General features: G+C 58.6%; 23 protein-coding genes and 2 pseudogenes. 12 read left to right on the top strand and 13 right to left on the bottom strand.

Annotated elements, in window-relative coordinates:
- Positions 1-4: 4 nt before the first annotated feature.
- The gene (locus HHJ18_RS14605) at positions 5-967 is read right to left on the bottom strand and encodes an alpha/beta hydrolase (RefSeq protein WP_296916424.1); all 963 of its coding nucleotides are present in this window, start codon (positions 965-967) and stop codon (positions 5-7) included.
- 199 nt (positions 968-1,166) lie between these two features.
- Here HHJ18_RS14605 and HHJ18_RS14600 point away from each other — a divergent pair, with 199 nt between their 5' ends.
- Entirely contained in the window at positions 1,167-2,303 is a 1,137-nt protein-coding gene (locus HHJ18_RS14600; RefSeq protein ID WP_296916421.1) for an iron-containing alcohol dehydrogenase, read from the top strand.
- Positions 2,304-2,377: 74 nt separating this feature from the next.
- Here the strand turns inward: HHJ18_RS14600 and HHJ18_RS14595 are convergent, their stop codons facing one another.
- The 4 genes and pseudogenes from HHJ18_RS14595 to HHJ18_RS14580 all read right to left on the bottom strand — a co-directional run.
- Positions 2,378-2,590 (bottom strand): winged helix-turn-helix domain-containing protein, encoded by a 213-nt coding sequence (locus tag HHJ18_RS14595; protein WP_296916639.1) that lies wholly within the window; start codon positions 2,588-2,590, stop codon positions 2,378-2,380.
- A 157-nt stretch (positions 2,591-2,747) separates the two neighbouring features.
- Positions 2,748-2,966 (bottom strand): annotated as a pseudogene (locus HHJ18_RS14590) (IS3 family transposase); the annotation flags it as partial.
- 12 nt (positions 2,967-2,978) lie between these two features.
- Entirely contained in the window at positions 2,979-4,037 is a 1,059-nt protein-coding gene (locus HHJ18_RS14585; RefSeq protein ID WP_296916419.1) for an IS110 family transposase, read from the bottom strand.
- Positions 4,038-4,254: 217 nt separating this feature from the next.
- A pseudogene (locus HHJ18_RS14580) lies at positions 4,255-5,243 on the bottom strand (IS3 family transposase); the annotation flags it as partial.
- Positions 5,244-5,695: 452 nt separating this feature from the next.
- On the opposite strand from HHJ18_RS14580, the gene HHJ18_RS14575 reads away from it, so the two are divergent.
- A complete protein-coding gene (locus HHJ18_RS14575; protein WP_296916417.1) occupies positions 5,696-7,045 on the top strand; it encodes an integrase family protein in 1,350 nt (449 codons plus the stop codon).
- Between the two features lie 159 nt (positions 7,046-7,204).
- On the opposite strand, the gene HHJ18_RS14570 is transcribed toward HHJ18_RS14575, so the two are convergent.
- The 6 genes from HHJ18_RS14570 to HHJ18_RS14545 all read right to left on the bottom strand — a co-directional run bounded on the left by HHJ18_RS14570 (position 7,205) and on the right by HHJ18_RS14545 (position 13,467).
- Positions 7,205-8,587 (bottom strand): DUF3427 domain-containing protein, encoded by a 1,383-nt coding sequence (locus HHJ18_RS14570; protein WP_296916415.1) that lies wholly within the window; start codon positions 8,585-8,587, stop codon positions 7,205-7,207.
- A gap of 33 nt (positions 8,588-8,620) precedes the next feature.
- A complete protein-coding gene (locus tag HHJ18_RS14565) occupies positions 8,621-10,489 on the bottom strand; it encodes a hypothetical protein (protein ID WP_296916413.1) in 1,869 nt (622 codons plus the stop codon).
- Positions 10,486-11,001 (bottom strand): ABC-three component system middle component 2, encoded by a 516-nt coding sequence (locus HHJ18_RS14560; RefSeq protein ID WP_296916411.1) that lies wholly within the window; start codon positions 10,999-11,001, stop codon positions 10,486-10,488. The genes HHJ18_RS14565 and HHJ18_RS14560 overlap by 4 nt, the downstream gene beginning before the upstream one ends.
- Positions 10,989-11,990, bottom strand: coding sequence for an ABC-three component system protein (locus HHJ18_RS14555; RefSeq protein ID WP_296916410.1), 1,002 nt, complete (start codon positions 11,988-11,990; stop codon positions 10,989-10,991). The genes HHJ18_RS14560 and HHJ18_RS14555 overlap by 13 nt, the downstream gene beginning before the upstream one ends.
- 373 nt (positions 11,991-12,363) lie before the next feature.
- A complete protein-coding gene (locus tag HHJ18_RS14550; RefSeq protein ID WP_296916408.1) occupies positions 12,364-12,618 on the bottom strand; it encodes a hypothetical protein in 255 nt (84 codons plus the stop codon).
- A 12-nt stretch (positions 12,619-12,630) separates the two neighbouring features.
- Positions 12,631-13,467 (bottom strand): DNA/RNA non-specific endonuclease, encoded by an 837-nt coding sequence (locus HHJ18_RS14545; RefSeq protein ID WP_296916407.1) that lies wholly within the window; start codon positions 13,465-13,467, stop codon positions 12,631-12,633.
- Positions 13,468-13,665: 198 nt separating this feature from the next.
- On the opposite strand from HHJ18_RS14545, the gene umuD reads away from it, so the two are divergent.
- From umuD to HHJ18_RS14495, 10 genes are all read left to right on the top strand, one after another.
- Positions 13,666-14,109 (top strand): translesion error-prone DNA polymerase V autoproteolytic subunit, encoded by a 444-nt coding sequence (umuD, locus tag HHJ18_RS14540; RefSeq protein ID WP_296916405.1) that lies wholly within the window; start codon positions 13,666-13,668, stop codon positions 14,107-14,109.
- A 170-nt stretch (positions 14,110-14,279) separates the two neighbouring features.
- Complete coding sequence (locus tag HHJ18_RS14535) at positions 14,280-15,578, top strand: Y-family DNA polymerase (RefSeq protein ID WP_296916403.1); 1,299 nt, start codon at positions 14,280-14,282, stop codon at positions 15,576-15,578.
- Positions 15,579-15,758: 180 nt separating this feature from the next.
- Positions 15,759-17,234, top strand: a complete 1,476-nt coding sequence (locus HHJ18_RS14530; protein ID WP_296916400.1) for a PIN domain-containing protein — start codon at positions 15,759-15,761, stop codon at positions 17,232-17,234.
- A 297-nt stretch (positions 17,235-17,531) separates the two neighbouring features.
- On the top strand, positions 17,532-18,590 hold the full coding sequence (locus HHJ18_RS14525; RefSeq protein ID WP_296916398.1) for a DnaJ C-terminal domain-containing protein: 1,059 nt from the start codon (positions 17,532-17,534) through the stop codon (positions 18,588-18,590).
- A gap of 37 nt (positions 18,591-18,627) precedes the next feature.
- On the top strand, positions 18,628-18,801 hold the full coding sequence (locus HHJ18_RS14520) for a type II toxin-antitoxin system HicB family antitoxin (RefSeq protein WP_296916397.1): 174 nt from the start codon (positions 18,628-18,630) through the stop codon (positions 18,799-18,801).
- 130 nt (positions 18,802-18,931) lie between these two features.
- Positions 18,932-19,684 (top strand): hypothetical protein, encoded by a 753-nt coding sequence (locus tag HHJ18_RS14515; RefSeq protein ID WP_296916395.1) that lies wholly within the window; start codon positions 18,932-18,934, stop codon positions 19,682-19,684.
- A 390-nt stretch (positions 19,685-20,074) separates the two neighbouring features.
- Complete coding sequence (locus HHJ18_RS14510) at positions 20,075-20,428, top strand: hypothetical protein (protein WP_296916394.1); 354 nt, start codon at positions 20,075-20,077, stop codon at positions 20,426-20,428.
- Positions 20,425-22,665, top strand: coding sequence for a VapE domain-containing protein (locus tag HHJ18_RS14505; RefSeq protein ID WP_296916392.1), 2,241 nt, complete (start codon positions 20,425-20,427; stop codon positions 22,663-22,665). The genes HHJ18_RS14510 and HHJ18_RS14505 overlap by 4 nt, the downstream gene beginning before the upstream one ends.
- Positions 22,666-22,916: 251 nt before the next feature.
- Positions 22,917-23,471 carry a hypothetical protein gene (locus HHJ18_RS14500; protein ID WP_296916390.1) on the top strand — a complete coding sequence of 185 codons (555 nt, stop codon included), beginning with the start codon at positions 22,917-22,919 and terminating at the stop codon, positions 23,469-23,471.
- A gap of 85 nt (positions 23,472-23,556) precedes the next feature.
- Positions 23,557-23,922, top strand: a complete 366-nt coding sequence (locus HHJ18_RS14495; RefSeq protein ID WP_296916388.1) for a hypothetical protein — start codon at positions 23,557-23,559, stop codon at positions 23,920-23,922.
- On the opposite strand, the gene HHJ18_RS14490 is transcribed toward HHJ18_RS14495, so the two are convergent.
- Both HHJ18_RS14490 and HHJ18_RS14485 read right to left on the bottom strand, forming a co-directional pair.
- Positions 23,909-24,139 carry a hypothetical protein gene (locus HHJ18_RS14490; protein ID WP_296916387.1) on the bottom strand — a complete coding sequence of 77 codons (231 nt, stop codon included), beginning with the start codon at positions 24,137-24,139 and terminating at the stop codon, positions 23,909-23,911. The genes HHJ18_RS14495 and HHJ18_RS14490 overlap by 14 nt on opposite strands.
- A 230-nt stretch (positions 24,140-24,369) precedes the next feature.
- Positions 24,370-24,882 carry a terminase small subunit gene (locus tag HHJ18_RS14485; RefSeq protein WP_296916385.1) on the bottom strand — a complete coding sequence of 171 codons (513 nt, stop codon included), beginning with the start codon at positions 24,880-24,882 and terminating at the stop codon, positions 24,370-24,372.
- Positions 24,883-25,037: the final 155 nt, after the last annotated feature.

Below are 25,037 nucleotides of genomic sequence, written 5' to 3'. Positions count from 1 at the left end.
TGGTTCAAATTGATAGCGTGCCAAATGCCTGGCGCAGGGCGCGCGCCGCGTCGGCGTGGGCTTGTCGGGCTTCGGGAATAGCGCGACCCATCTTGATGAACTCGTGCGTCACGCCGCGGTAGATCTCCAAGTCTACCGGCACGCCGGCAGCTCGCAGCTTGTCGGCATACAGCACGCCTTCATCAACCAGAGGATCGCATTCAGCCAAGCCGATCCATGTCGGAGACACACCCTCCACATCGGACGCATTGAGCGGTGCAAAGCGCCAATCGTCGCGCTCGGCCGGGCTGCGCAGGTACTGGCTGAAAAGCCAGCTGATGCCGGCATCTTCAAGAACAAAGCCCTGGGCAAACTTTTGATGCGAGGGCGTGTCCTGATGTGCGGCGCATCCCGGGTAAAACAGCAGTTGCAGCGCCAGCGGCAAGCCGGCATCGCGCGCCAGCACGGCGCACACCGTGGCCAGGGTGCCGCCCGCGCTGTCCCCGCCCACCGCCAGACGTTGCGCGTCCAGCCCTTTACCGTTTGCATGGGCCACCAACCATTGCAGGGCATCCCAGGCATCATTGGTGGCAGTCGGGAATTTGTGTTCGGGTGCCAGGCGGTAGCCGACCGACAGCACGGCGCAGCCCGCAAGATGGCTGAGCTGGCGGCACAGCACATCGTGGGACGCGATACTGCCAATCGTGAAGCCGCCACCGTGAAAGTACAACAGCACCGGCAGACGTTCGTGGGATGGTGCATACAGACGAAGCGCCAGGGCATGGCCGTCGCGCGCCGCCATGCTGAAGTCCTCAACCCGCGCCAGCGCCGGCTGAGGGATTTCCAGAACGCCAGCACCGGCTTCGTAGGCAGCGCGGGCCTGCGCAGGCGTCAGCGTATGTATGGGCGGGCGTTTGGCGCGAGCCATGCGGCTGATCACATCGCGCATGGTGTGCGTCAGCAGCGCCTGTGCAGGGCGGGAGCGCATTTATCGGGCAGCCGCTGGCGTCGGCACCTTTACCGATCTCGGCAGAGCCTGCAGGTCAGCTATCGCCGAGGTGACGATGATCAGGGTTCGCTTGCAATTCATGAATTTTTTCAGCTAGTAAAGTGAAGGGCAGCCGATTCGGGCAAGATGGGGAAATCAGCGATAGCCCGCATCCTACAACGCAGAAAGACAGCAAGCCATGGCCTTTATCTACTACATCACCCAGGTCCAGTTTGAATTTGGTGCCATCCAACTGCTCAAGCAGGAATGCGAGCGCGTCGGCATCAGCCGGCCCCTCATCGTGACCGACCCCGGCGTCAAGGCCGCTGGCCTATTGCAAAAAGCGCTGGACGCCCTGCCCGGCATGACAGTGACCGTGTTTGACCAGACCCCCTCCAACCCGACCGAAGCGGCGGTGCGCGCCGCCGCAGCGCTGTACAAAACCAGTGGCTGCGACGGCCTGATTGCCGTGGGCGGCGGCTCGGCGATTGATTGCGCCAAGGGTGTGGCGATTGCCGCAACGCACGAAGGCCCACTAAAGACCTATGCCACGATTGAAGGCGGCTCGCTCAAAATCACCGAGCGTGCCGCCCCGCTGATTGCCGTGCCGACCACCAGCGGCACCGGCAGCGAGGTGGCGCGCGGCGCCATCATCATCGTCGACGACCACCGAAAGCTCGGCTTTCACTCTTGGCACCTGGTGCCCAAAACCGCGATCTGCGACCCTGAACTTACGCTAGGCCTGCCCGCCAAATTGACCGCGGCCACCGGCATGGACGCGATTGCGCATTGCATGGAAACCTTCATGTCAGCCGCCTTTAACCCGCCGGCCGACGGCATCGCACTGGACGGCCTGGAGCGCGGCTGGGCGCACATCGAACGCGCCACCAGCGACGGCAGCGACCGCGAGGCGCGCTTGAACATGATGAGTGCCTCCATGCAGGGCGCGATGGCCTTTCAGAAAGGTCTGGGCTGCGTGCATTCCCTGAGCCATAGCCTGGGCGGCGTTGACCCTCGGCTACACCACGGCACGCTGAACGCCATGTTCTTGCCGGCCGTGGTGCGCTTTAACGCCCAGGCCGATTCGGTGCAGAAAGAGCACAGACTGCAGCGCATGGCCCGCGCCATGGGACTGGCAGCAGCCAGCGACATCGCTGAAGCAATCAAAGACATGAACGCCCGCCTCGGTTTGCCCACCGGCCTGGCCGCCATGGGCGTGCAGAGCGACCAGTTCAGCCACATCCTTGAAGGCGCTCTGGCCGATCATTGCCACAAGACCAATCCTCGGCTGGCGAGTGCCGAGGACTATACGGAGATGTTGAGAGATTCGCTTTGAGGCACTTGATCAAGAGTTTCAGCCGTTTGCGAATAAATATGGTGAGCAGTCTGCTCGTGCGGCGCGGAGAAGATTTACGTTGCCCTGCGCTTGACTTGAACCGGCAGGGGCCACGGATTGAGCACTGACGAGGGTCGGTACAGGGTTTCGACCTCGCTGGCCAGACGATAGCTGGCGCCGCGCTCAGTGATGATCAACTTGGGGTTGGCCGCATAAACTTCGATCTTGAGTCGCAGCCTCAGAATCCGCACATTGATCGCACGGTCATAGACCTCGGCTTCATGCAGACAGAAGTGGCTGCGCTTGTTTGAACAACTTTCCCCGATTTATAAGTGGACTGCGGGCGGGGTTGCAAACGATGCAAAGTTGTCTACGGCGGCGAGCGTCGCTTGCGACTAACGCATAGCCGCGGTGGGCAACTCGGGGCGCACCGGGGTGTGGTGGTCAAGTTATTTCGGGCACATCAATAGGTTGCTGAGTTGCCGATTCACGCTCGAAAGCGTTGGGTGACAAGTTCCCCAGTTTGGAATGCAGCCGCGTGCTGTTGTAAAAGCCGACGATGTAGTCAAACACATCTGACTTGGCTTCTTGGCGGGAAGCATAGATGCGTCGTTTGATTCGCTCCTTCTTCAGGCTGCTGAAGAATGACTCGGCAACCGCGTTGACGCTCCTATGTCAAGCAGGAGATACGGAGTCTTTCAAATTGGCCAGGATGAGCGGATACAGCTCGCGAACGATGTAGCGCTTCAGACAGCGGTGAATCTCCTTCTTTGACAGTCCTTCACCCGTGCGTCGTGCCACGTATTGCCTGGTGCGTACGTCACTTCGCATGCGAACCATTGCAATGGTCCACAAGGCGTTGTTGGCCTGGCGATCTCCGCCACGATTGAGCCGGTGGCGGTGGACCTTGCCAGAGGATGCCTGCAAAGGACTGGTTCCGCAAAGCGCTGCCAGCGCTGCTTCGCTGTGCAAACGGGTGGGATGGTCACCCGCAGTGATCAGCAAAGTGCAGGCGGTTTGCGGGCCGACGCCGAACCGAGACAGCAGCCTGAGAGCTGCCTTTTTGGTCAAGCGAGCCAGTGTTGCATCGAGTTCGCGCAGCTCATCATTCAGGGCTATCCAGCGCTTTGCCAGAAGGTGGAGCGCTGTCTGCAGGCTTGCCAGTGTCGCCGAGACACTGTTCTGTGACAGCCCAGCACACGCCGCCACGCATTTCGATGCATCGGGTTTGTAGGCAACATCACGGATCGCCTGCGGCGTACTTACAAGCAAGGCCCGTATTTGATTGATGGTTTGAGTCTTTGCCTTGACTGCGCTGCGGCGCACCAGGTTCAAAGTGCGCAATCCCTCCGCCAACCCGTTGTGGGCCTTGGGAATGGATGTCGCATCGCCCGCGAGAACGGATCGTGCGGCACTCTCTGCATCGGTGGCGTCACTCTTTCCGCGGCCACGCCGGCGTGAACGGTCAGGTCGGTTGATCTCGATGACTGTGATGCCACTAGTCTGAAGCATGTGCGTCAGAGCTGCACCGTAGGAGCCTGTGCCTTCAATGCCAGCGCGGCGCAGCATTCCGAATTCCTGCGCCCAGCAGAGCAGTTGTCTGTACCCATCATTATTGGTACCAACCGAGAGGGTGCCCATCACACGGCCAGCTGTGTCTATGACGACACCGACGTGAACGTCGAGATGGGTGTCAACGCCAAGAATGACTTCTGGGCTTTTTAGGTATTCCATGCGACCTCCTTATGCTAAGAAATGGTGGCATCACCAAACCATGCAGAAGGACAGGACACTCAGGGTGCAGAACAAGGCTCCTATTAGGTCACTTGCAGCAGGCCCGGCTTTGCCGAGATGAGCGCTGCAATCGGCCGACAGGTCAACGCAAAGACATCTCGCCAATCCCAGCACGGGTCAGGCCGAAAGCGACGCTCAGCGGAATATTAGACTGAGTGTCCCAACAGTTCCCACGACGGCTCATGCTGGGAACCAATCCGTACTTTTTCAGCAATCCTTGATGCTGCGCGCCGGCGTACTGCGTTCCCCGGTCCGAATGCACCACCAGACCCGCTGCGGGATTGCGCTGCACGATAGCCATTTGCAGGGCCGTGCACACCAGCGTTGCGGGCATTTCTGGCGCCATCGCCCAACCCACAACCTTGCGCGAATGCAAGTCCAGCACTGCCGCCAGATACAGCCAGCCACTGCGCGTGCGAATGTAGGTGATGTCGCAGACCCAGGCCTGATTGGGCAACGGACTGCCAAACTGCCTGGCCAGCACATTGGGGGACACTGCCATGGTGTGCTTGGCTGTCGGTGGTGTGCACGAACTTGCGCTTCCAAACCGAGCGCAGCCCGTTGGCGCGCATCAAGCTGCGTACCCTGTGGCGGTCCATCGTACGCCTAACCTGCGCAGTGCAGCGCACAGCCTGCGACTGCCGTAGGTACGCCCACTGGCCGCGAAGGCTGCCCTCAAATGAACGCTGGCGGCACACACCACCGGTGCTGTGCTCCGCCGCTTGGATGCTGCGTAATAGCCTGAGCGGCTGACCTCAAGGACGTGGCACGCCTGGCTGACGGTTATTGCGGGCACGGCCTTCTTTTGCAAGTCTTCAACGAGCTGGTAGCTCATCTGAGTTCTCGGGCAAAGAAGGCCGATGCTTTTTTCAATATCTCCACGTCGCCTCGCAGTTGCCTGTTTCCAAGCTCCAACTGCCTGATGCGGTGGTGCTCTGCCGTGAGCGGTTTGCCGATGCCGCTTTGGCCCTGCTGCTCCGCGTCAAACTGACTGAGCCAGCGCCTGACGGCGCTTTCACCAAGCTTCATGTCTTTGCATACTTAACTGATGCTCAAGCCTTGAATTTTGACCATCTGCGCCACCTGGAGCTTGAAGCTTGCGTCAAACGTTCTTCGGGATTTCTGATTGTTCACTTCTGTCGCCATTTAGTTTTTAAAAAACCTATCGTTGTGTCTTTTTAAATTAGACCACCACAGATCAGCAACTGCCATAAAAGCCTTAACCTGTGATGCATCTACCGGCCAAATCCGATACGACAACTAGAAGTGAGACACAAAAAAGCCCCCAGAATTGCTTCAGGAGGCTTTGATTTTTGCACCCACACAATACACCCAAATACCGTGTAAACCCGCATGGATACTGGGTTTCAAATACTGGGGTGGCTGATGGGGCTCGAACCCACGACAACAGGAATCACAATCCTGACTTTTTTCTATTTCGCTTTGTTGACCTGTGTTGTATAATCTATATAAATCAACAGCTTACAGTGTTTGTGCTGGGTTTACGAACAGTCCGAGTGTTGATCTGAATGCACCATTGTTGGGCTAATTTGCCTACAGATTGCCTACAGATTTTAAGGGCGCCACAAAAGGACACCATGACCTTAATAACAAACCAAACAAACCGCGTAAGCCTGACCGCTGGCCGGGTGGCCGCCTTTTCCTGCCCGCCCGGCAAAACACAAGCCTTTTTGTGGGACACCGACACCCCGAGCCTGGCGCTCAGAGTCTCGCCAACCGGCCGCAAAACCTACGTTTTCGAGGCCCGGCTGAACGGGGCAACCATCCGCATCAATATCGGCACGGTGGCCGACTGGCCGATCAAGAACGCCCGCACCGAGGCGCAAAAATACAAAATGCTGGTTGACGCTGGAACGGACCCGCGTGAAGTAGAGCGCGACCGGCAGGCCGCCGCAACAATAACCAAAGCCGCCGCAGCCGCCAAAGTTCAATCCGACAAACTAGCCGCGCTTACCGTGGGCCAGGTGTGGGATGCCTACGTCGAGGAGCGCCGTCCGCATTGGGGCGCCCTGCACTACCGGGACCACATGGACAAGGCAAAGGCTGGGGGCTTGAAGTCTGGCCGCCGTGGTGGTGGCAAGGCGCTGACAAAGCCGGGGCCGCTGGCCGCATTGATGCCGCTGGCGCTCAAAGACCTCGACCAAACCACGATTGAGCGCTGGGCGGCCGATGAAGGCAAGACCCGCCCATCGTCTGCCCGGTTGGCATGGCGGCTCCTGACCGTGTTTTTGACGTGGTGTGGCGAGCAACCCGCCTATGCCCAATTGCTGCCTACCAAGAACCCGGCCAAGACAAAGAAGGCCCGCGAGTCGCTGGGCAAGGCCGGGACCAAATCGGACGTGCTGCAGCGCGAGCAACTGGCCCCTTGGTTTGCCGCGGTGCAAAAAATCCAGAACCCGGTGATTGCCGCCTGCCTGCAAATGATGTTACTAACGGGCGCGCGGCCGGGTGAAGTCCTGGCGCTGCGCTGGGAGGACGTGAACACCCAATGGAAGGGCATCAGCATTCGCGACAAGGTTGAGGGAACCCGCGAGATACCGGCCACACCCTATATGCTGCACCTGCTGGCTGCCCTGCCCCGTCGCAATCAATGGGTGTTTCCCAGCTTCACCAGTGCAACCGGTTGTCTGACGGAGCCTAACAATCCCCATACCCGCGCCTGCAAAGCCGCCGGGTTGGAGGGCCTGACCTTGCATGGGTTGCGCCGTTCATTTGCCAGCCTGACTGAGTGGCTGGAAACGCCCGCCGGAGTGGTGGCACAGATTCAAGGCCACAAGCCCAGCGCCACGGCTGAAAAGCATTACAAGGTGCGCCCGCTGGAGCTGCTGCGCCTGCACCATGAAAAGATTGAAGCCTGGATTCTGGAACAGGCCGGCATTGTGTTCGATGCCAAGGCCGAGCCGGGCAAGTTGCGTGCTGTGTCGTAAATCCCAAAAACGAAGACACTTCGCCGTATATCCACAAGTGTTAGCGGCAGTCTGAAAGCGCGCAAAAATGGCGGTTGCACATTACACCGTAAGCCGAATGCCACAGCGGCTTAGTGGTTGCTTAATTGACGCCAAGTGGATTATTCGTCAAAACTTGCTTTAGATTCCCAGAAAACCTGACTTTCCTGGCTTCGCTCTGAAGTTCGTTGCCATCAGTTCACAGGTGTCTTCGACATCCCCGTTGATGACGAAGTACTTCGCCTCGCCGCTATCTGGCTTGAAGCTAAATACCCTGTAAATCCAATAACTCAGGGGGTCTTCACGCGACGCAAGTACTTCATTGATTGAGATGAAGAACGGAGCGGATAACGGCCCCTGCGTTGTCTTCACTTCTATCCGCTTCGGTGTCCCATCGGGTGCAAAAGATGCAATGTCATAGCCTACCGCCGAATCAACCAAAGCGATGTGTTTCACTTTGGCCGCAAGGTCCGACTGCCCACCAGCGGTAAGTTCGTCGATTTCCAATTGAAAAATCAGCTTCTCACCTTCAAGGCCAAGCCGCCTGTTTCGAGCATCGCGTGCGGCCCAGTCAACGCTCTTTTTTGGGGCAACAACCTTTCGCCGAGTGCGTGCTGCAGAGGCTAAATCGCGTGGCAGGCTAGGTGGATCGACTTGGACAAGCCTCCCAACCTTCGGCGTCTGAGTTGTCGGGGTGTATGAAGGATCAAGCGGCGCTCTGAGCGTGATGCCTAGGCTCTGGAGCAAGGTCTTTTCGAAGTCCCAGTTAAGAATTCGCCAAATGAAATGAACAGGTTTGGTTGAATTCGGGTCGTGTGAGAAGTACTCCAGTAAGCCAAAATACGTATAGTCCGAGGCGGCGTTTCCACGCAGAAACAAGTGGATATTGTTCTGCTCGAGATCGTGACCCAACATTTCTTGGATCGCGGGCGAATCTAATTCATGCCGTGATTGGGACTCCCAGATCAAGTACCCGTCTTCCGTGAGTGCGTCCTGGTACGGATTGCCTTCGTGAGGCTTCTCCAGGGTAACAAGGAAAACAAAATTTCCACTCCTCTGTGGTACTTCGACGATGCCTGAAATACCCCACCGTCCTGCGCCACGTGTGAAATTGCAACCTGGCTCAAAGATCTGGGAAACATCGAAGCGGTCGTAAGTCTTCCCGCGCACGAGTCCTGCGACTAACGATTTGCCTTGCAGAGTTGGTTTCTTATTGACAATTTCAAACCCCAGGAGCCTCAAGATGAGGAAACACGGTGAGCTTTCACCTCCTGAGAACTCATTTGCACTGAGTGTCCGGCCAGCGATGCGCTGTGCCGCAAATCCAAAGATCGCCTTGGGAGGGTAGGCGTGCCCCTCGTGGATCAGGTCGTAATCCGTTGATTCGCCGTATCCACTGTCTTGCGCTGCTTCCGGCGAGAAGGCTTGCAAGGCCAGCAAGACATCTTGCCGAGTCATACCTACCAGGAGTTCCCGCAGACCCCGAATACGGCCCGACGGACCCTTGTCAAGCGTCATAACCATATTTAATTCCCTGACGGTCCGATTTTGCAAACGTCAACCGGTATGGCGGGCAAGAAGCCCATAGCGTCCGTCGCCGACCACACCTGTAAAGACTTCGATATACGCCAGTTCCTGGATCGCAGCCGGCGGGTCGGAGTTTTCTATGACGATGACCTGAAGCTTCTTCTCTAAGCTGGCGAGATGCTTGTAGAACTTCTCGGCGAGGCTTGTTGCCTTCAGCGCTTTCTCGTCGTCCGACAGATCGCCATGCTTTGATTTCAGGGGCTCACGATACGTCAGCAGGGGAGTGTCGAGCAGCAGGAAGCCGGGATGTGGTAGACCCTTTTCGATGCAGTGCACGGCGACGGCCACGTTGAAAGCCGCATGCAGCACCGCGCGGACACCCTTGCCATTTGCGTCCCTGACCTTGCCGGCGACGGCGATGTCGTTGGCCTTTGCGTCAAACTGGACCTTGTCAGCATCCGGGAAACCCCACTCGGTCAGGACCGCTTTGACGGTTTCGCCGAACTCGAAGAGCACCGTGGATTCAGGACCCACAGGAAGAGGGGTACGGTCGCTCTTCGTGGATGCCACGTCAATCTCTGCTCGGCGGCTGGCCAGCTTTTCACGCCGCAGGTGCAGGTCGATTTGCTTGCCGAGTTCAGCTCGCTGTTCGTTGAAGTTTTCGAAGCTGCTTCGCAGCGACGCTTCCGTGGGGCGCAGGCCCAGAGCGTGCTGATCGAATTCTTCAATCTGGCCCTTGAGCGACGCGATGGAGTTCGCGAGCTCCAGTGCCTCTGCGTGCAACGAACCGACGACGTTAGCCAGTTCGCGCTGCTCACGTTCGATCTTGCGGGCTTCGGCTGCTGCGGCCGTATGCGCTATGGAGATCTCTTCAGCGGCGTGCTGGTGCTTATGCGCCCCGGGCGGAGCGCCGCAAACCGGGCAATCACGGCCGGCCATGGCGGCCAGCAGGCTGCCGCCCTCCTCGATGGAATGCAGCCGGTCAAAATCGGAGCTGTAGACCGCTTGAAGCTTGGCGAAGCGCTCCAAAGTGATGTCGAGTTCTGCCGCTCGTGCGATGAGTTCGTGGCGGCGGTCAACCGCGGCCCGCCGCTCGGCCGCGTTGTCATCCAACTTGGCCTGCACGGCCTGTAGCTCCGCTGTGGACATAGCGCCGTTAGCTTCCAATTCCGCGAGCTGGCCGTCCACCTTCGTGCGGTCTGCCGGGAAGTCGCCCAGTTCCCTGTCGAGCTGTGCCAGCAGCTCATCGACGAGCTCCAGTTTGGCCGCTTTGGCGGCCATCCGCGCAGGCTCGGTGGGGACAGTCACGGCGGTCGCGTCGTCCTGACCGGTGAGGAGCAGCTTGAACAGGTTTTGATCGAGGGTGCGCTCCGTATAGCTGTTCGACACGTAGATGGGGCTGCGCTTGGACATGATGTCCTCCTCCCCAACCACGGCGAACTTCGCCAGTACGCGGAAGGCCAGCTGCTCTTTCTCACCGCTAGCATTACGCACGATCCACCTGTCCTGCAAGCCCAACGTCTCAAGTATCCGGTAGGAGACAGAGTTGGTTGCCTTCGCGCTGTGCTTCCCCGACAACACCTCGCCCTTGCCGGTCGGGTGGGAGGAAATGAGACCCGGAAAAAGCTTGAGGTTTCCACCCTTGGCAGGGCGATAGAGGGTGAACGCTCCTTGGTCGCCAAGGGTTAGGCCAAGCCAGACCGCGTCGTAGAGCTTGATTTCATCTGTCTTTGGAAGCTTGGAAACCGCGCCGAGCACGAAGAGCAATGCTTCCGATGCTAACGACTTGCCGGTGTTGGACGCGCCATAGACGATGTTCAGGCCGTCGACGAATTTAAGTTTGGCAGGCTCAATGTTTGGACCGGTGAAGGCTAGGTGGCGCAGCCGGATACCGTTCATGCGCGTGCTCCGGCAAACGGCTCTTCAACGCGGAAGTCGGCGGTCCACCGCCCGATTCGATTTTCCATCTGCTCGCGCATTTCTGCGGCCGGCTTGTTGGCAAAGCGATCGGCCATCCACTTCGCTCGCTCCTTTAGCGCGACGGAATATGGTGCCTGCAGCAGGTCGAGGTATATCGGGGCGTCGTCGCTCGCGCCGAAGGTGATGCCGTCTTCAGTCTCGAAGACGTCGACGAGGTGCAGCTGCTGCATCAGCCGAAGGCTCTTCTCAACCAGCGGCCGCCTCACCACGAGTTCAGCTGCGCGGTTGGGCAGGTCCGGGTGCAGGCTGCTCGGGGTATCTTGGTCGTCCAGATCCCCTGTGTGCACGACCAGGTGATCGAGCCAGGTCATCTCCAGCAGGTCACAACGCCGCGGATAGAAGGCTTCCAGCACGACCAGCGCGCGGATGCCAGTTTCGAGCGTGCTATTAAAAGGGTGCGCCCTGGGCGCCGGCCTATCTACCGATCCCATGGCATGACCCCCTCGTTGGCAAGCAGGTGGCAGGTGCCCTGCTTGACCTGCGGTCCGGCGTGCCGGCCCAGCACGCCAGAAGCTTGCAGCACGGCGGCCTGCTGCATGATATTGTTCAGGCGGGTGAACTTGTTGGTGTGATCGGCCTCGTGGACGTCGACGACGCCGTGGTGGACCTCGTCGCGGAAGGTCTGTACGAACTCCTCTGGCGTTGAGTCACGGTAAAAGCGGTCGAACGCCGTGGCGTCGAAGAAGCGGGTCCGCTGGTTCTTGAGATGTGGCCCCACATGGGGGCAGACCAGCGCAGCCTCGGGGTCGGGGTAGGTGCCCGGCCCCCGCTCCTCGTACACCTTCAGTAGTTGGCCGAGGTAGGCTGATTCGCTATGGTGGATTGCGGTGGGCACGACGCCCCTAGGGCTCTGACCGGGGTCGGCATCGAACCATTTGACCACCGCCGGCATGCATGCCGGATCCTTGGCCAGCAGTCTGGCGTCTAGCCAGTGGACCTTCGCAAAATCAAACGCCTTGATCTTGGCCTTGATCTCCGGCGTCAACTTCACCGTCGCGTTTTCCACCAGGTCACCCTCGATGTACGTGTCCCAGCGATCCAGGAATGCCTGCTTCAGTCGGTCCGGATGCGCGACGAACTCGCGCACCTTGCGCACGACACCCCGGGGTGCCACGAAGGTGTAGGTCCGCGGTAGCGCGTACGCTCCTGCCGCCGAATGCATGAAGATCTTGCCCAGTTCTACGAACAGTGCCTTCTCGGACAGCGGCTTGCTGAGCTGCTTGCATTGGAAGTTGTCCCATGCCCCGTTCATCCGACGGTCGGTGACGTAGCCCGTGACATCGCGCCCCAGGTCGCCCGTTCCGCTCCACCGCTCGTGCGAGTAATAATCCTTGCAACGCTGGTGCAACCAGTCGTCGACGAAGTCCTCGAGCTCCGCCGCGGTCAGCACGGAGATCAATCCGGGGTAGTTCTTTTGCAATGGGGCTCCTCCCAGGTCCGATCGTTTATATGGAGCGTCGATACCTAGAGTACCAATGATAGCGACTCGTGAAGCTTTCCACGGCGCCAGCCCAGCGCCTAGCTTCAACCAAGAGAGTCTATCCAAAATCGGTTCGGCGGCCGCACCCCATCGAGTACCCGGTCACCGGCGGTAGTCTTACGAACCGCCGCACCTCAAATGTCGGGTAGCGAACTCAGCGGTCGCTTGGACGGTCTGCCGCGAATGACTCTGACCAGTCTGTAGCAGACAAAAATTGGTTGATCAAAACACCTTTGATTATCCGCAAGGTGAGTTGCCTCCTTGCGCGCAATCACATTCGCCTAAGTGGACCTTCAATGCCAAGCCGCCCGATCTATGCAAATGGATTTTTAACTGTCTTGGTCACCTTCAGCTCATCAGTCTCCGGCAACTGCTTTTCCGCCTGAAGCGCATCGACGATGCGCCCGATGAGCGACTGCAGCTCCGTGGCCAGCGCCAAGCCAGCCTTGTCCTTGGTGAGCACCACATCGCCGGTGAGCGTCACGCGGTCAACCCGGTTTTCGATCTCCAGGTCGCCGATGCGCAGCACATCGGCTTCGTTGGCATACGGCTTGAAATCTTGACTCATGGGATGGGTTCCTTAAAGTTGGCTGGCGCGCTTGAGCGCGTTGAGAATAAATTTCTCCTGCGCCGGGCTTTTGCGCGACTTGGCTCCACGCCGGGAGGTCGGCATTGGCAGCTCCATACCGTTGTCTCGGACCTTGCGGGATAGTCCGGGCAGCAGGCTGACACCGATCATTTCCTCCAGATCGGATACCGTGACCGCTGAATACTCGCGGGTGTCGTCGTTGGTGATCACATAGGCGCCGGCGCGTCTTTGAGCAGGACTGTAGAGCACTTTCCAGAGGTGTGTCGGCACCAAGACGTTGCCGATGCGCTGGATGTTGCTCCCAATGAAGGCCGGGCCCGACACCACATAGACCTCGCCCTCGTCAAGAGCCAGCTGCCGGGCCGCTCCCTCGATGCCGGCCCAAACACCGGCATTGTTGGCGTGCACCTGCGGCACCATGTTGGCCAGGCTGAAACTCTCGGCCTGCGCGAAACGGTTGGGCATATCGCCATTGGGCGACATGTGGCCGCGGTCGTAGCCCGAGCGCGCGTAGTCGCTGAGCTCAGCCCTGTCCTGGGCCGGCAAAGAGTTTTCAGGGTGGTATGAGTCATGCCGCGAGAGCGTCTTCGCCGCCTCTACATCGGCCCGGGTCAGGTGCTCGGCCGAATAGAGCGGGGTGCGGCTGATGCCGGAGTGCAGCACGGCATACGACTCGAAGCAGATCTCCTGCGTGCGAGCTTGCAGCTTGACGTTGGTGATCGCGGGGGCAACGCCTCCGACGAAATGTTCACTACATTTGGTGGCGCCCCAAGTGGGCGTTAAAAAGCCAGCTGCGAAAAATAAAACAAACGCGAGAGTACGTGACATGCGCGCGAGTATCGCGTACTGCAGGTGCGAGTTGTACCCGCGAACTGTGTCCTACGCTGTTGATAACGTCAGGGACAAGTTCCCAGAACGGCGTCGATCCTGCGCTGGCGAGCGGTGCTTAAAAAGCAGGCATTGACGATGCACCTGGCAATGAGAGGTGGGGCAAAGACATATACTGGATAAAAAAACAGTATTCATATGTCGACCCTCTCACCAAATTTCGTCACTCCCACTCCGATTGCACACCTGCCCATTTGGGTCAATGCACTGCCTTGCCGGGTGGCGGCGGGCTTTCCGTCACCTGCCGAAGACCATGCCGTGAAGCGCGTGGACCTGATGGAGCAACTCATCAAGCACCCGCAGGCCACGTTCTTGCTGCGTGTGCGCGGGGAATCGATGAGGGATGCAGGAATTTTCGACAATGATGTCGTGCTGGTGGACCGTGCCATCAGGCCGCACTCGGGTCATGTCGTGGTGGCTGTGGTCGATGGCGAATTCGTCTGCAAGACCCTGTGGCAACGGGCCGGCCGCGTAAAGCTCAAGGCTGCCAACCCGACCTTTGCCGACATCAGCCCCAAGGATGGCCAGACCTTGGAAATCTGGGGCGTCGTGGTCGCCGCCATCAAGCAGTTTCGGACCTGAGCGATGCAACCGCCTGTCCGCCCTCCCCCCCATGTTTGACCAAGGCCCGTCTTGCGAACACCCTACGCGCCGGTGGGAACTTATCGTCGCGCTCGCGCCCGTGCGCCCACCATGCTTTCCCATCCTTAGCAGGTCGGTCGACGGCATCTCGCTTTGACTCGGTAATCGCCATGTACGCGCTGGTCGATGGCAACAACTTCTATGTGAGCTGCGAGCGTGTGTTTCGCCCCAGTTTGAACGGCCGCCCGGTGGTCGTGCTGAGCAATAACGACGGGTGCGCGATTGCCCGCAGCAACGAAGCCAAGGCGCTGGGCATCGCTATGGGCGCGCCCTGGTTCAAGATCCGGCATTTGGCAGAGTCGGAAGGACTGGTGGTCTTGTCGGCCAACTTTGCTTTGTATGGTGACCTGAGCGATCGCATGATGAGCATCGCCGCTGGGCTTGGCCCACGGCAGGAGATTTACTCCATTGATGAATCGTTCATCGATCTGATCGGGGTGCGCGGCGACTTGGTGGAGCGCAGCCACAAAATTCGTGCCCGCATCCTGCAGTGGGTTGGCATCCCGTGCGGGATCGGCATCGGCACAACCAAGACCCTGGCCAAGCTGGCCAACCACGTCGCCAAGACGGCAGAGCGCAAGCCCGGCACCTATCCCGAGCAATTGGCGCAGGTGTGCAATCTGGCGGCACTGACACCGACCGAGCTGGACGCTGTATTGGCTGCAACCGCCGTCAGCGAAGTCTGGGGCGTTGGCCGGCGCATCAGCTCACAATTGAACGAGGGTGGTATCCACACCGTGCTTGATCTGGCCCGGCTTGATCCGGCGATGGTGCGAGGTCGCTGGTCGGTGGTGCTAGAGCGAACCATCCGCGAGTTGCAGGGGACGCCCTGCTTTGAGCTGGACCACGCGCCAGCGCCAAAACAGGAAATCGCCTGTACCCGGTCATTCGGCCATCCAGTAACAGATCTGGCGGATCTAAGTGAAGCCGTCACGGAGTTCGCCACCCGGGCCGCTGAGAAGCTCCGCAAGCAAGGCAGCAACGCCAATCAAGTGCTGTGTTTTATTCGCACCAGCCCGTTCAGGCAAGACCCTCAATACAGCTGCTCGACCAGCGTTCCGCTGCGCCGACCCAGCGCAGATACCGCCGAAATCGTCTTCGCGGCTCTGGCCGGGTTGCGTGCCATCTACAAGCAGGGCTTCAAGCTGGCCAAGGCCGGGGTCATGTTGCTTGATCTGCAGCCGGACACGGTTAAGCAAGGCGAGCTGGATCTGCAGGATGACGATGCGCCCGATAGACGAGGGTTGATGACAACCCTGGATGACCTGAACCAGCGCTACGGCCGGGGCACAGTGCTGATGGCCAGTGCCGGGCTGGCGGGAGACAGGCGGGCATGGACGATGAAGCAGGAGCGACGGACGCCGGGCTACACGACATGCTGGGCTGACATGCCTGTCGTGAGGGCTTAGCGGTCGGGCAGATGCTGACTTGCTGAAATTAAGATTGCTGGGCGTCGGCAACGCAGCGAGAGCCGACATTCGGAGTCGTGGTCCACTGGGTTACATTTGCACCACTTAAAACAGTAAAAATTCGCCTTAAAAGTCTTAATTCGCGACAGCTAGACGAGGCCTATCATTAAGGTAATAGAAGTGCAGTCAATATTCTCAGGTTACTACCCACCAAGTGCCGATCAATACCAACAGCTATGGGATGAAGGTCTAATTGTCCTGGATACTAATGTTTTATTGAATTTGTACAGGCTCCCGACGACGGCTCGAGATGAACTGTTGCAAGTCCTGGATTCATTGAAAGACAGGCTTTGGATTCCTCACCAAGTAGCGCTGGAGTTTCAACGAAGACGACTTACTGTCATTGCAAGCGAGAGGAAGTCTACTGAAGATGCTCTTCAGGCAGCGAGTGACTTGGTAAGCGAATTAAAGCGAAAGGTCGACACACTTCAAATAGATAAGCGTGGTCTAGGGATTGAATCCCAACCCTTGTTGGACGATCTTGAAAAGGCTAACGCAAAACTGCTGGATGCCATAAAAGCTGTTCATCGAAGCCAGTTGGATATTTCCTCGTCAGATGAAGTGAGAGAAAAGCTTGATGTGATTCTCTTTGGAAAGGTCGGAGTTGGACCAAAAAACCAAGGAGAACTCGATTTATTGGTTTCTGATGGGGACAATCGGTATAAGGAAAAAATACCCCCTGGATTTGCTGATATCGACAAAGATAAAAATCCGAACGAAGCTAGCTTTATTCACGATCATATAAAGTATCCGCGTAAGTATGGCGATTTGATTTTGTGGCGTCAGCTTTTGAATCACGCAAAAGAAAATGGCATCAAGCTAGTTTTGCTTGTTACTGCAGATAGGAAAGAGGATTGGTGGTGGCGCGAGCAAGGAAAAACTATTGGTGCTCACCCAGAACTTGTCAGAGAAATTCAACGAGAAACCGGCGTGGAACTATTCTGGATCTACTCGTCGGTTCAGTTTATGGAGCATGCCAACAAGTACACCACTGTAGCAGTATCTTCTGAGTCGGTCGCTGAACTACAACAGGTTGCCCTTTCACCTACAATTCGTTATCCAACGACTAGGTCTTTTATTGCTGAGGCTGCTCCATTTGAGGCGCGATCAATCCGACTTAATGAGTCAACGCAATTTATTGACAGACCCGATTTAAGAGGAATTGAAAGATCGGTTGGATTGTGGCTTTCTCAAACAAACGAGCGCGTTGAATATAATTTAAGGGGGTTTCCTGATTTTTTGGTTAATTCCGATAATGATATTGAGGGGTTTGAAGTCAAATACCTTAGAGACTTCGATAGATTGATACTCTCCTCATACATTGTTAACGGACTTCTTCGGGGATACATGGAGATGAAAGAAGGCCGACTTTCAGCGTTCACGATGGTCATCGTAATGCCTGAGGCCTACTTTTTTGACCTCCGAAATTCAGATCGCATTCACGGGCTCAATCATCGAATTGAGCGATTGCTTCGCAAGTACCCAATCACGGGAATAGTAATGGGAGTAGTCCTTGGTGAAAGTTTTGAACCGCTGGCCCATCATCGACAAAGCGATTTGATTGAAAATTCTTCAAACTTCGACGAAGACTCCTGACTGGACTGTTGATTGGACCTTTTTCGGGAAGCTCCGGTTGGTCGAGCTCAACTCTGAGCGTCCGCTGTCTGGAAAGTTGATAGTCGGCTTGCAGTCTATTGAAGTCAGTAGCCAGGGAAATCGGCATTTACAAGCTCGGTGACTCCACGAAACCCGTTTCGGCCCGTCGTGGATGACTGGTTACTGGAAATCAATCAGCAGCAGTGCCCCCTTTGCTACGTTGCGCTGGCCGCTGACGATACCTGGCAGAGCCCGGCCCACCGCCGTGCGAATATTGGGAAACAAGGAAACGACCCCATGGACACCGAGGAGGCCTACAAGGAATTTGGCCTGGACCCCAGCGCCAGTGATGAACAGCTCAAAGCCACCTGGCGACGCTTGGTCGCTACCTGGCACCCCGACCGCAACGGGGCGGCTGGCGCAGGCAGGCGCATGCAACTAATCAACAAGGCCTACCAGCACCTCCGACAACTGCGTGATGGCAATGGTGATGGCTCGGATGATGCAGGTGGAGAAAGTGCCGAAGCTGCTTCTTCCGCCGCCTGCGCGACACCTGAAGCCGAGACCCCCGGAAACAGGCATGTCCGCAAGGTGCGCCTGTCCCTGGAGGATGCCATCCTGGGCTGCACCCGTAGCGTACGAGGCCACTTTACGCAAACCTGCAATGATTGTGTCGGCAAGGGGCAGCGGGTGCTGGCGAAGGCGTGCAGCACTTGTCGTGGCAACGGTGCCGTTCGTAAGGCGGCCTTGTTCGGCTGGTTGTGGAATTCAGAGGCGTGTGAAGATTGTGGCGGTGACGGACGACAGCGCGCGCCCTGCGACGCCTGCGACGGCAACGGTGAAAGGTTAGTGGCTTACCGGCGCCGGGTTCGTTTTCCTGCCGGCCTGCGCGAGGGCAATGCGTTAAGCGTCCCGGCTTCGCGCCATGGTGACATGGAGATTGACCTGGAACTGCAGGTGGAGATCGAGCCTCACCCGTTTTTCACATTGGATGACGACGGCGTGCTCCGTTGTGAGATGCCGGTCAACGGCTACGCCTGGATGGCGGGTCGTTGGGTGGACGTGCCTACGCCGGACGGCGCCCAGCAGTTGCGTCTGAACCGTGATGCGCTGGTCTACAGGTTTCGCGGTCAGGGCTTTCCGAGCGCGGTGCGTGGCCCCCGCGGTGATTACCATGTGAAAGTGGTTCCTGTGTTTCCGACACAGGAAGATCCGGTGCAGGAAGCGCTGCTGGACCAGTTGATCGCAAGTTCCACGAGCACGGCCGAAGCCGATCACTCCCAGCCGCTCGGACAATGGCAGCATCAAATGAAACGCTGGAACTCCAGCAAAAAGGAGCAGGCGCGGGACCATTGACAGCAGGTTATCGCGCTCGGACTCAGCCGCTGGACCAGTGACAAAAGTTGACCCCGCCATGCTCGACAACACGCTGGAGCGGGTGAATATCAGCCCGCCGCGCCGCGCCTTGCACCGCCTGGATGCCCGCGCTTGCAGCGCCGGTGAAACACGTTCAGGGTTCATTGCCCGTATGGCTGTTGACGCGCCCCAACCCACCACGCAGAACTGACCGAGACGGCGATGGGTCGCATAGAATATTTTTGCCCTGCCTACCCTACGACTAATTACCAAGGGGGAAAAGCCGGATACCTTCACCGGCCTGGCTGGGACCTTTGATGAAGGGCACTTGAAGGAGTGCCATGAACGACAACCTGACCGCCTGGGGTTTCAGGGCCACATTCACCTCGCAGGAAGCCGCACTCGCCATCGTAGGCGAACCGCCGAGTATTGATGCCGCTGCACTTGTCAAGGCCGCGCCCGCGCTGGAGCAGTTGCAACGCGCTTACGAGGGCACACGCAAATGGCTGATCGAAGCTCCGGTGGACGACGATGCGCCAGCAGGGATGCTTGTGAGCGAGGAAATGGCGAATGCGCGGCGCCTGGTCCTGACCGATGATTTAGCCGCTGTGGCCGGTAGCGATTTTCGATTTCAAAGCTGGTTGCGCAGCCCCGCCGCCGACTTCGAGCGACAACACTTTTCGCCAGAAACGATTGCCCGGTGGCTACAAGAAACCGGCTTGCCATCGGAGTACGGGTTTCGAGCGCCTGGATCAGACGCACCGGAGCCCCGGCAAGCCGACACCCAACCCCAGGCAGCGACCATGATGGCTGCGAGCGCATCCGATGGCGTGAAACATGCGCAAGCCAAGCGCCAGACGTGGCGCGAGGTGGCATGGCCCTACATGGAGGAAGTGTTTAAGACAGGTCAATACAAAACCGCCAAAGAGTTTTACCGAGCACTTGAAAGCAAAGCCGGAACCGCTGATTCACCTTTTGACCGTGGAACAGGCCAACATAGAGCCAGTCTTTTTATTCGTGAAATCAGCGCAACCTTGACAATGAAAACGGTGCAAAACTACGCATGGAACATGCTTAAGGCAAGCCGAAAATGAGGTTTATCGACTCCAACAATTCCCGCGAATCCCGCCGGTAATCCGGGGAACGTAGGGAGTAAATGATTCACCACCGAGCGCGGATCAACGCGTTTGAAAGGTGAACATGAAAGTTAAATCGACATTTTGTCCGCCAGAACCGCTCGTAGAAAATGCGGATCGGGAAGCCCAACGACCACCCCCGCGACAGTTCCCACCGCTGGAAAACGTGACCAAACCAAACCTCACGACCGAGGAACTGGCTTTCTACTCAAACATGGCCGCGCAAACATGGCGCGTAAAAGCCTGTTACGACTGCGCACCAGAGGGACTACGCCCCCTCCGAGTGTGCGGGAAATTGGCATGGCCTACCGCTGGTGCAAAAAAGTTGTTGGGCGTGGAGATCGCCAAATGATCGCGCAAAGCGAAACCCCGGCTGGCGGGCCGGGGCTTCAAAACACAGAACACACGAAACTGTCGCAAGCTGCTACGCAAACTATAGCGCAGCCCGCTCTTTTCGACAACCTGCAAACGCCTGCCACGCCGACCGAATGCACTTACTCCAAGAGCTTGCTGCTGGCCTTCCAATGCGGAGCTGGCGGAATTCAGTTCCGATCATTCTGCCGCGTCTGCTGGAAGAATTTGCGCGGCGCTATTTCGCACCCCATCGCGCTGCGTGAGCTGGGCGGCTCTGAGCCGGTTTTCGGCGAGCTGGAATTGCTCTACCGCGCGCGAGCCGCTTATCTTCGGGGGCAGCGGTCATGACCGCCCTGCCAACCCTCGACCGGGCCGCAATTCTGACCGCGCTTGGCGTGTTGTTCGAGCCCGACGACGTTATCGAGCTTCGCGCGCTGCACAAGGGCCGCAAACGCACCGACGCGGGCTATTTCGATTCGGCGCACTGGGCTGACCTGGCCGACCATGCGGCGCGGCTGAGCGCCTTGGGCGCGTCCGTGTACGTCACGCTCAATCCGGTTGACCCGCAATTGCTGGGCCGCTATCACAACCGCGTGCAGGGCTGCGCCGACACGACGACCACCGACACGCAGATTCTGCGACGCCGGTGGCTGCTGATCGACCTGGACCCGGTGCGCCCTGCAAAAACAAGCGCCACCGATGCTCAGCTCGAAGCGGCACGAGTCAAGGCGCGGGCCATTTGCGCCTGGCTCAAAAAACAGGGCTGGCCTGCGCCCGTGATTGCGCTGTCTGGCAATGGCTTTCATTTGCTTTACGCGATTGATTTGCCCAATGACGACGCAGCGACGGCGCTGGTGAAGGGTGCCCTGCTGGCGCTGGCTACGCGGTTCGATGATGTTCATATCAAGGTTGACCGAAGCGTTTTCAATGCCGCGCGAATCTGCAAAATTTACGGCACGGTGGCATGCAAGGGAGACAACACCGCTAAGGCGCCCTGGCGCCTGTCCAAGCTGCTGAAAACGCCGCCGCGCATGCTGGTGGCGCAGGCGCAACTGAGCGCCCTAGCGCCCGTGCTAGAGCCTGCGGTGAATGCCGCGCACACGCCCGCTGCGCAGTCCTTCAGTCTCGAAGCGTTCCTGAGCCGGCACGGCATCGAACACACCGTTGATGTGCATGAAAACAGCGAGCGCTTCAAGTTAGCGGCGTGCCCGTTCAATTCGGAGCATGGGCACGGACAGGCCGCGATTTTTAGGCAGCCGACCGGCGCGCTGGGCTTCAAGTGCCAGCACGACTCTTGTAGCAGCAAAAGCTGGGCTGACGTTAGGACGCTCCTTGATGGGCCACCCAGGGAACGGGCACCGGCAGCTGTCAAACCGTTAGCAGATGATGATCAGCCCGGCGATCGAGTAACGCTGCTAACTACAGAAAGGGGCGTGCTTGTCGCGTGTGAACACAACGCAAGGGTGCTGATGTTCAGGGCGGCGCGTTACGCTGATCTTTACTTCGACACATTTCTGTCGCGCATGAGAATCGGCGATAGAGACTGGTCCGATGCTGATGACCTGGCGGCGGTCTGCTGGTTGCAATCTGAAAACGACGCACCGCGATTTACGCTGGCGCACACGCGCAACGCGGCCAGGTCGCTGGCCTACACACGGCAACGAGACACGCTGCGCGAGTTTGTTGAAGCGCTACCGGTATGGGATGGCGTGCCGCGCATCAAAACGGCCTTTCACGACGCCTGGGGTGCGCCAGACAACGCGCTGATGCAGGCTGCAAGCTCGAATTTTTTTATTGCGATGATCGCGCGTGCGATTCAACCTGGGGCACAAGTTGATTCCCTATGGACCTTTGAAGGGCCACAGGGATCTCTGAAATCCAAAGCGTTGCGGGTGCTCGGCGGTGCCTTTCATGCTGAGGTAAGCGCTGGTGTTGGAACCACGGACTTCCAAAGAGAGTTGCGCGGATTGTGGCTGGCCGAATTGTCGGAACTCGACTCACTACGCGGTCGTGAAGCGTCAACGGTCAAGCGGCTTTTGTCGGCACCGGCTGATCGATTTGTCCAGAAATATGCCCTGCACGCCGAGTCCTATCCGCGCCGGGCGATTTCGGTGGCGACTACCAACGAAGCGGCTTACTGGAGAGACCCGACTGGAGCCCGACGCCTGATCCCGATCAAGTGCGGCGAGATACGTCCTGATCTGATCGCGGCCAGACGCCTTCAATGGCTGGCTGAAGCCCGGCAACTGCAGGCTGATGGCGCTACCTGGTGGGAGTTTCCCGATTCCATCCGGGCCGAGCAGGAAGCCCGGCAATGTGTGGACAGCTGGGAGGATGCAATCGCCAACCACCTGACGACACCGGCATGCAAGGATTCATTCGATAAAGACGGACGCGTCCCCTCGGCCATCGTCCTGCGGGATTGGTTGGGGCTTGAACCTTCTCGCCAGGGTGGCATGACCGGCCCACGGCTCGGAACAGTGATGCGCAGGCTCGGGTTTAAACCCGTTCAGTACGGTACAAACCGGATTCGTGGCTGGCAGCGCACCGACACCGACGCCCGTAACCAGATCGAAGTGTTCTAAATGGATCAAGTGTTCACCCAAGTGCTCACCCCACTTTCCCCAATGACAGACCACGTCAATAGAACACATGAACACATAGAACACATAGGTATGTGCTACGTATACGCGCAGGTGCGCACACGCACACACAAGGGTGTTGGTAATCCCCTGTTCACCCTGTTCTAAGCGTTCAGGTGTTCACCCTGGCAGTTAACGAAACAACCGAAACGCTGGCACCGGGCATCAGGTGCGTTTTACCTGGAGAACTCCCGATGACCATAACGATGACGTCCCGCGAACGCGGCGACCTTGCGCAACTGATGCGGCGGCGGGAAAAAAAGGCCGCCAAGTCCGACGCCGTGGCGCGGGGCGCGCAACTGATGGCGGACTTCGAGGCGCAGATGGCGACTCGGTACAGCTATGACGACGATGAGGTCTGGCGCGAGCTCAAAAGCACGGCGGATTGCCACATCGCCGAAGCGAGGGCGGCAGTGAGGCGCCGGTGTGATGAGTTGGGCATCCCGCGTCGGTTCCAACCAAGCCTTAGCGACACCTACTGGTTCTGTCGCGGGGAGAACACGATCCCGCAACGGCGCGTCGAACTGCGGCGCGTGGCGCAGACTGCAGCCAACGCAAGCGTGAAGACCGCAATCGCGGCGATTGAACGGCGATCGCTCGAGAGTCAGACGCAACTACTCGCCGGTGGGCTGACGACCGACGAGGCGCGGCTGTTCCTCGAGCAGATGCCGACCGCGCTACAACTGATGCCGGCACTGCAGGTGGACGCGATCCAACTGATGCTCGAGGCCGAGCGGGTGCAGCGGTGAATTGGCCGGGTGCTAGTCGTGGAGCGCGCTACGGGTTGCGCTGTGGCCTTGGCGCGGCGCTGTGGAACTCATACCGGAGCGCGCCATGAGCCTGATCGTATTGGCCAGCGGCAAGCTGATAAAGCCGCCGACCACTCGCACGGCAAAGAACGATGAACCCTACACCGTGGCCAGTATGCGGGCCGCCAGCGACGACGGCGACGTGCTGGTGAGCCTTATCGCCTTCGGGCCAGCAGGACGGATACTGGCCGCTCTGGGCGCAGGCGACGCCTTGTGCGTGACGGGCCGCGCCAAGCTGAGCCACTGGGCCAAGGACGGGCAGGAGCGCCACGGGCTGAGCGTCACAGCCGACGCAGTGCTGACGCCCTATCAGGTGAGCCAGCGCAGGCGCCAGATCAACGATGACGAGAAACCTCTTCCTTCAGGGCGGGAGGCTGTCAAGCCTGCTTGATGGTCAGGTGAATCACGGGCGCGGCGGGTGCGGTCAGGTCCTTGCCATCACGGCCAGACATTTCCACGGCTTGCAGGCGCGGGTGGATATAGGGAGCCGCCGCCTTGGCCGCGTCGAGTGCGCCCGCCATGTCTTTCTTGCGCCTGCATTCGTACATCACTTCGAGGATGACTTCGAGCGGCGTGACTTTTCCGCTTTTGAGAATGTCGTTGGCCACCTCACGGATTGTTTTGTTGGCAATGCTTGTTTTACGGCCCGAGTTGGCCCTGCTTCCCCCTCTGGAGGGAGCCTTTTTTTTGTAGCGTCCCGGCGCCGCATACTTTTCCGTCATGGATGCCATTGTTGGTCAAAGTCGCACCAGGCGCGGATTCTTGCGAAAAAATGCGGAGGGTGGCGCAAAAGGCAAGGCAGCGCAAGGAAAGCACGCCCCCCGCGACGGAGAGCGGGTCACCCTATTCCCAAGTCATTCAATGCCAGCGTCTCGCGCTCCCATTCCTCGACGGTCTGGCCCGCTGGCACGACCAGCACGCCGTACTGCTGGCCACTCAATTTGCCAGTGACTTCATGCCTGTTGGTGAACATGCCCAGGTGCTTGCCCAACAGCTCCCAACCTCTAAGGACGGCCATGGGCTCGAAGCGGTAGGCGGGCGCCAAGTCGCCAGCAGGTGTCGTCACCATCACGGGCTTGCCGCTGGCGTCACAGACTGCCTCGGCTTGGTTGCAGCGGCTTATGGTCTCGCGTATCCCCCTGATGACCTCATCCTGGCTTAGCTCAGTCCGCTCAGCTAGTTTCTGGCGCTCTCTCTCGATAGCGGCTTGAATGTCAGGCTTTGTCAGGTTCTCGTTCGCAATGGAGCGCGCCGTCTTGGGGCTGTAACCGGCGCGAATGGCCGCCTGGGTTGCATTCAGGTCAACCAGATATTCGCGAACAAAATCGGCCTGTTTGCCTTTGAGTTCCATGCACCGATTGTCGCGCCGAACCACTGATGTCGGCAATTTCCGAGGGCCAAGATTCACCAGGACTGCAACCAATGAACATTCCCAGACATGGGCTGCTTTACTCATCAGGGCGACTGAAATTCTCTAAGATGGCGCCGTGATCGGTAGACACCAGC

This window comes from Polaromonas sp. (assembly GCF_012927455.1).
Lineage (GTDB): Bacteria > Pseudomonadota > Gammaproteobacteria > Burkholderiales > Burkholderiaceae_C > Polaromonas.
This window is presented reverse-complemented; position numbering and strand designations above follow the sequence as displayed.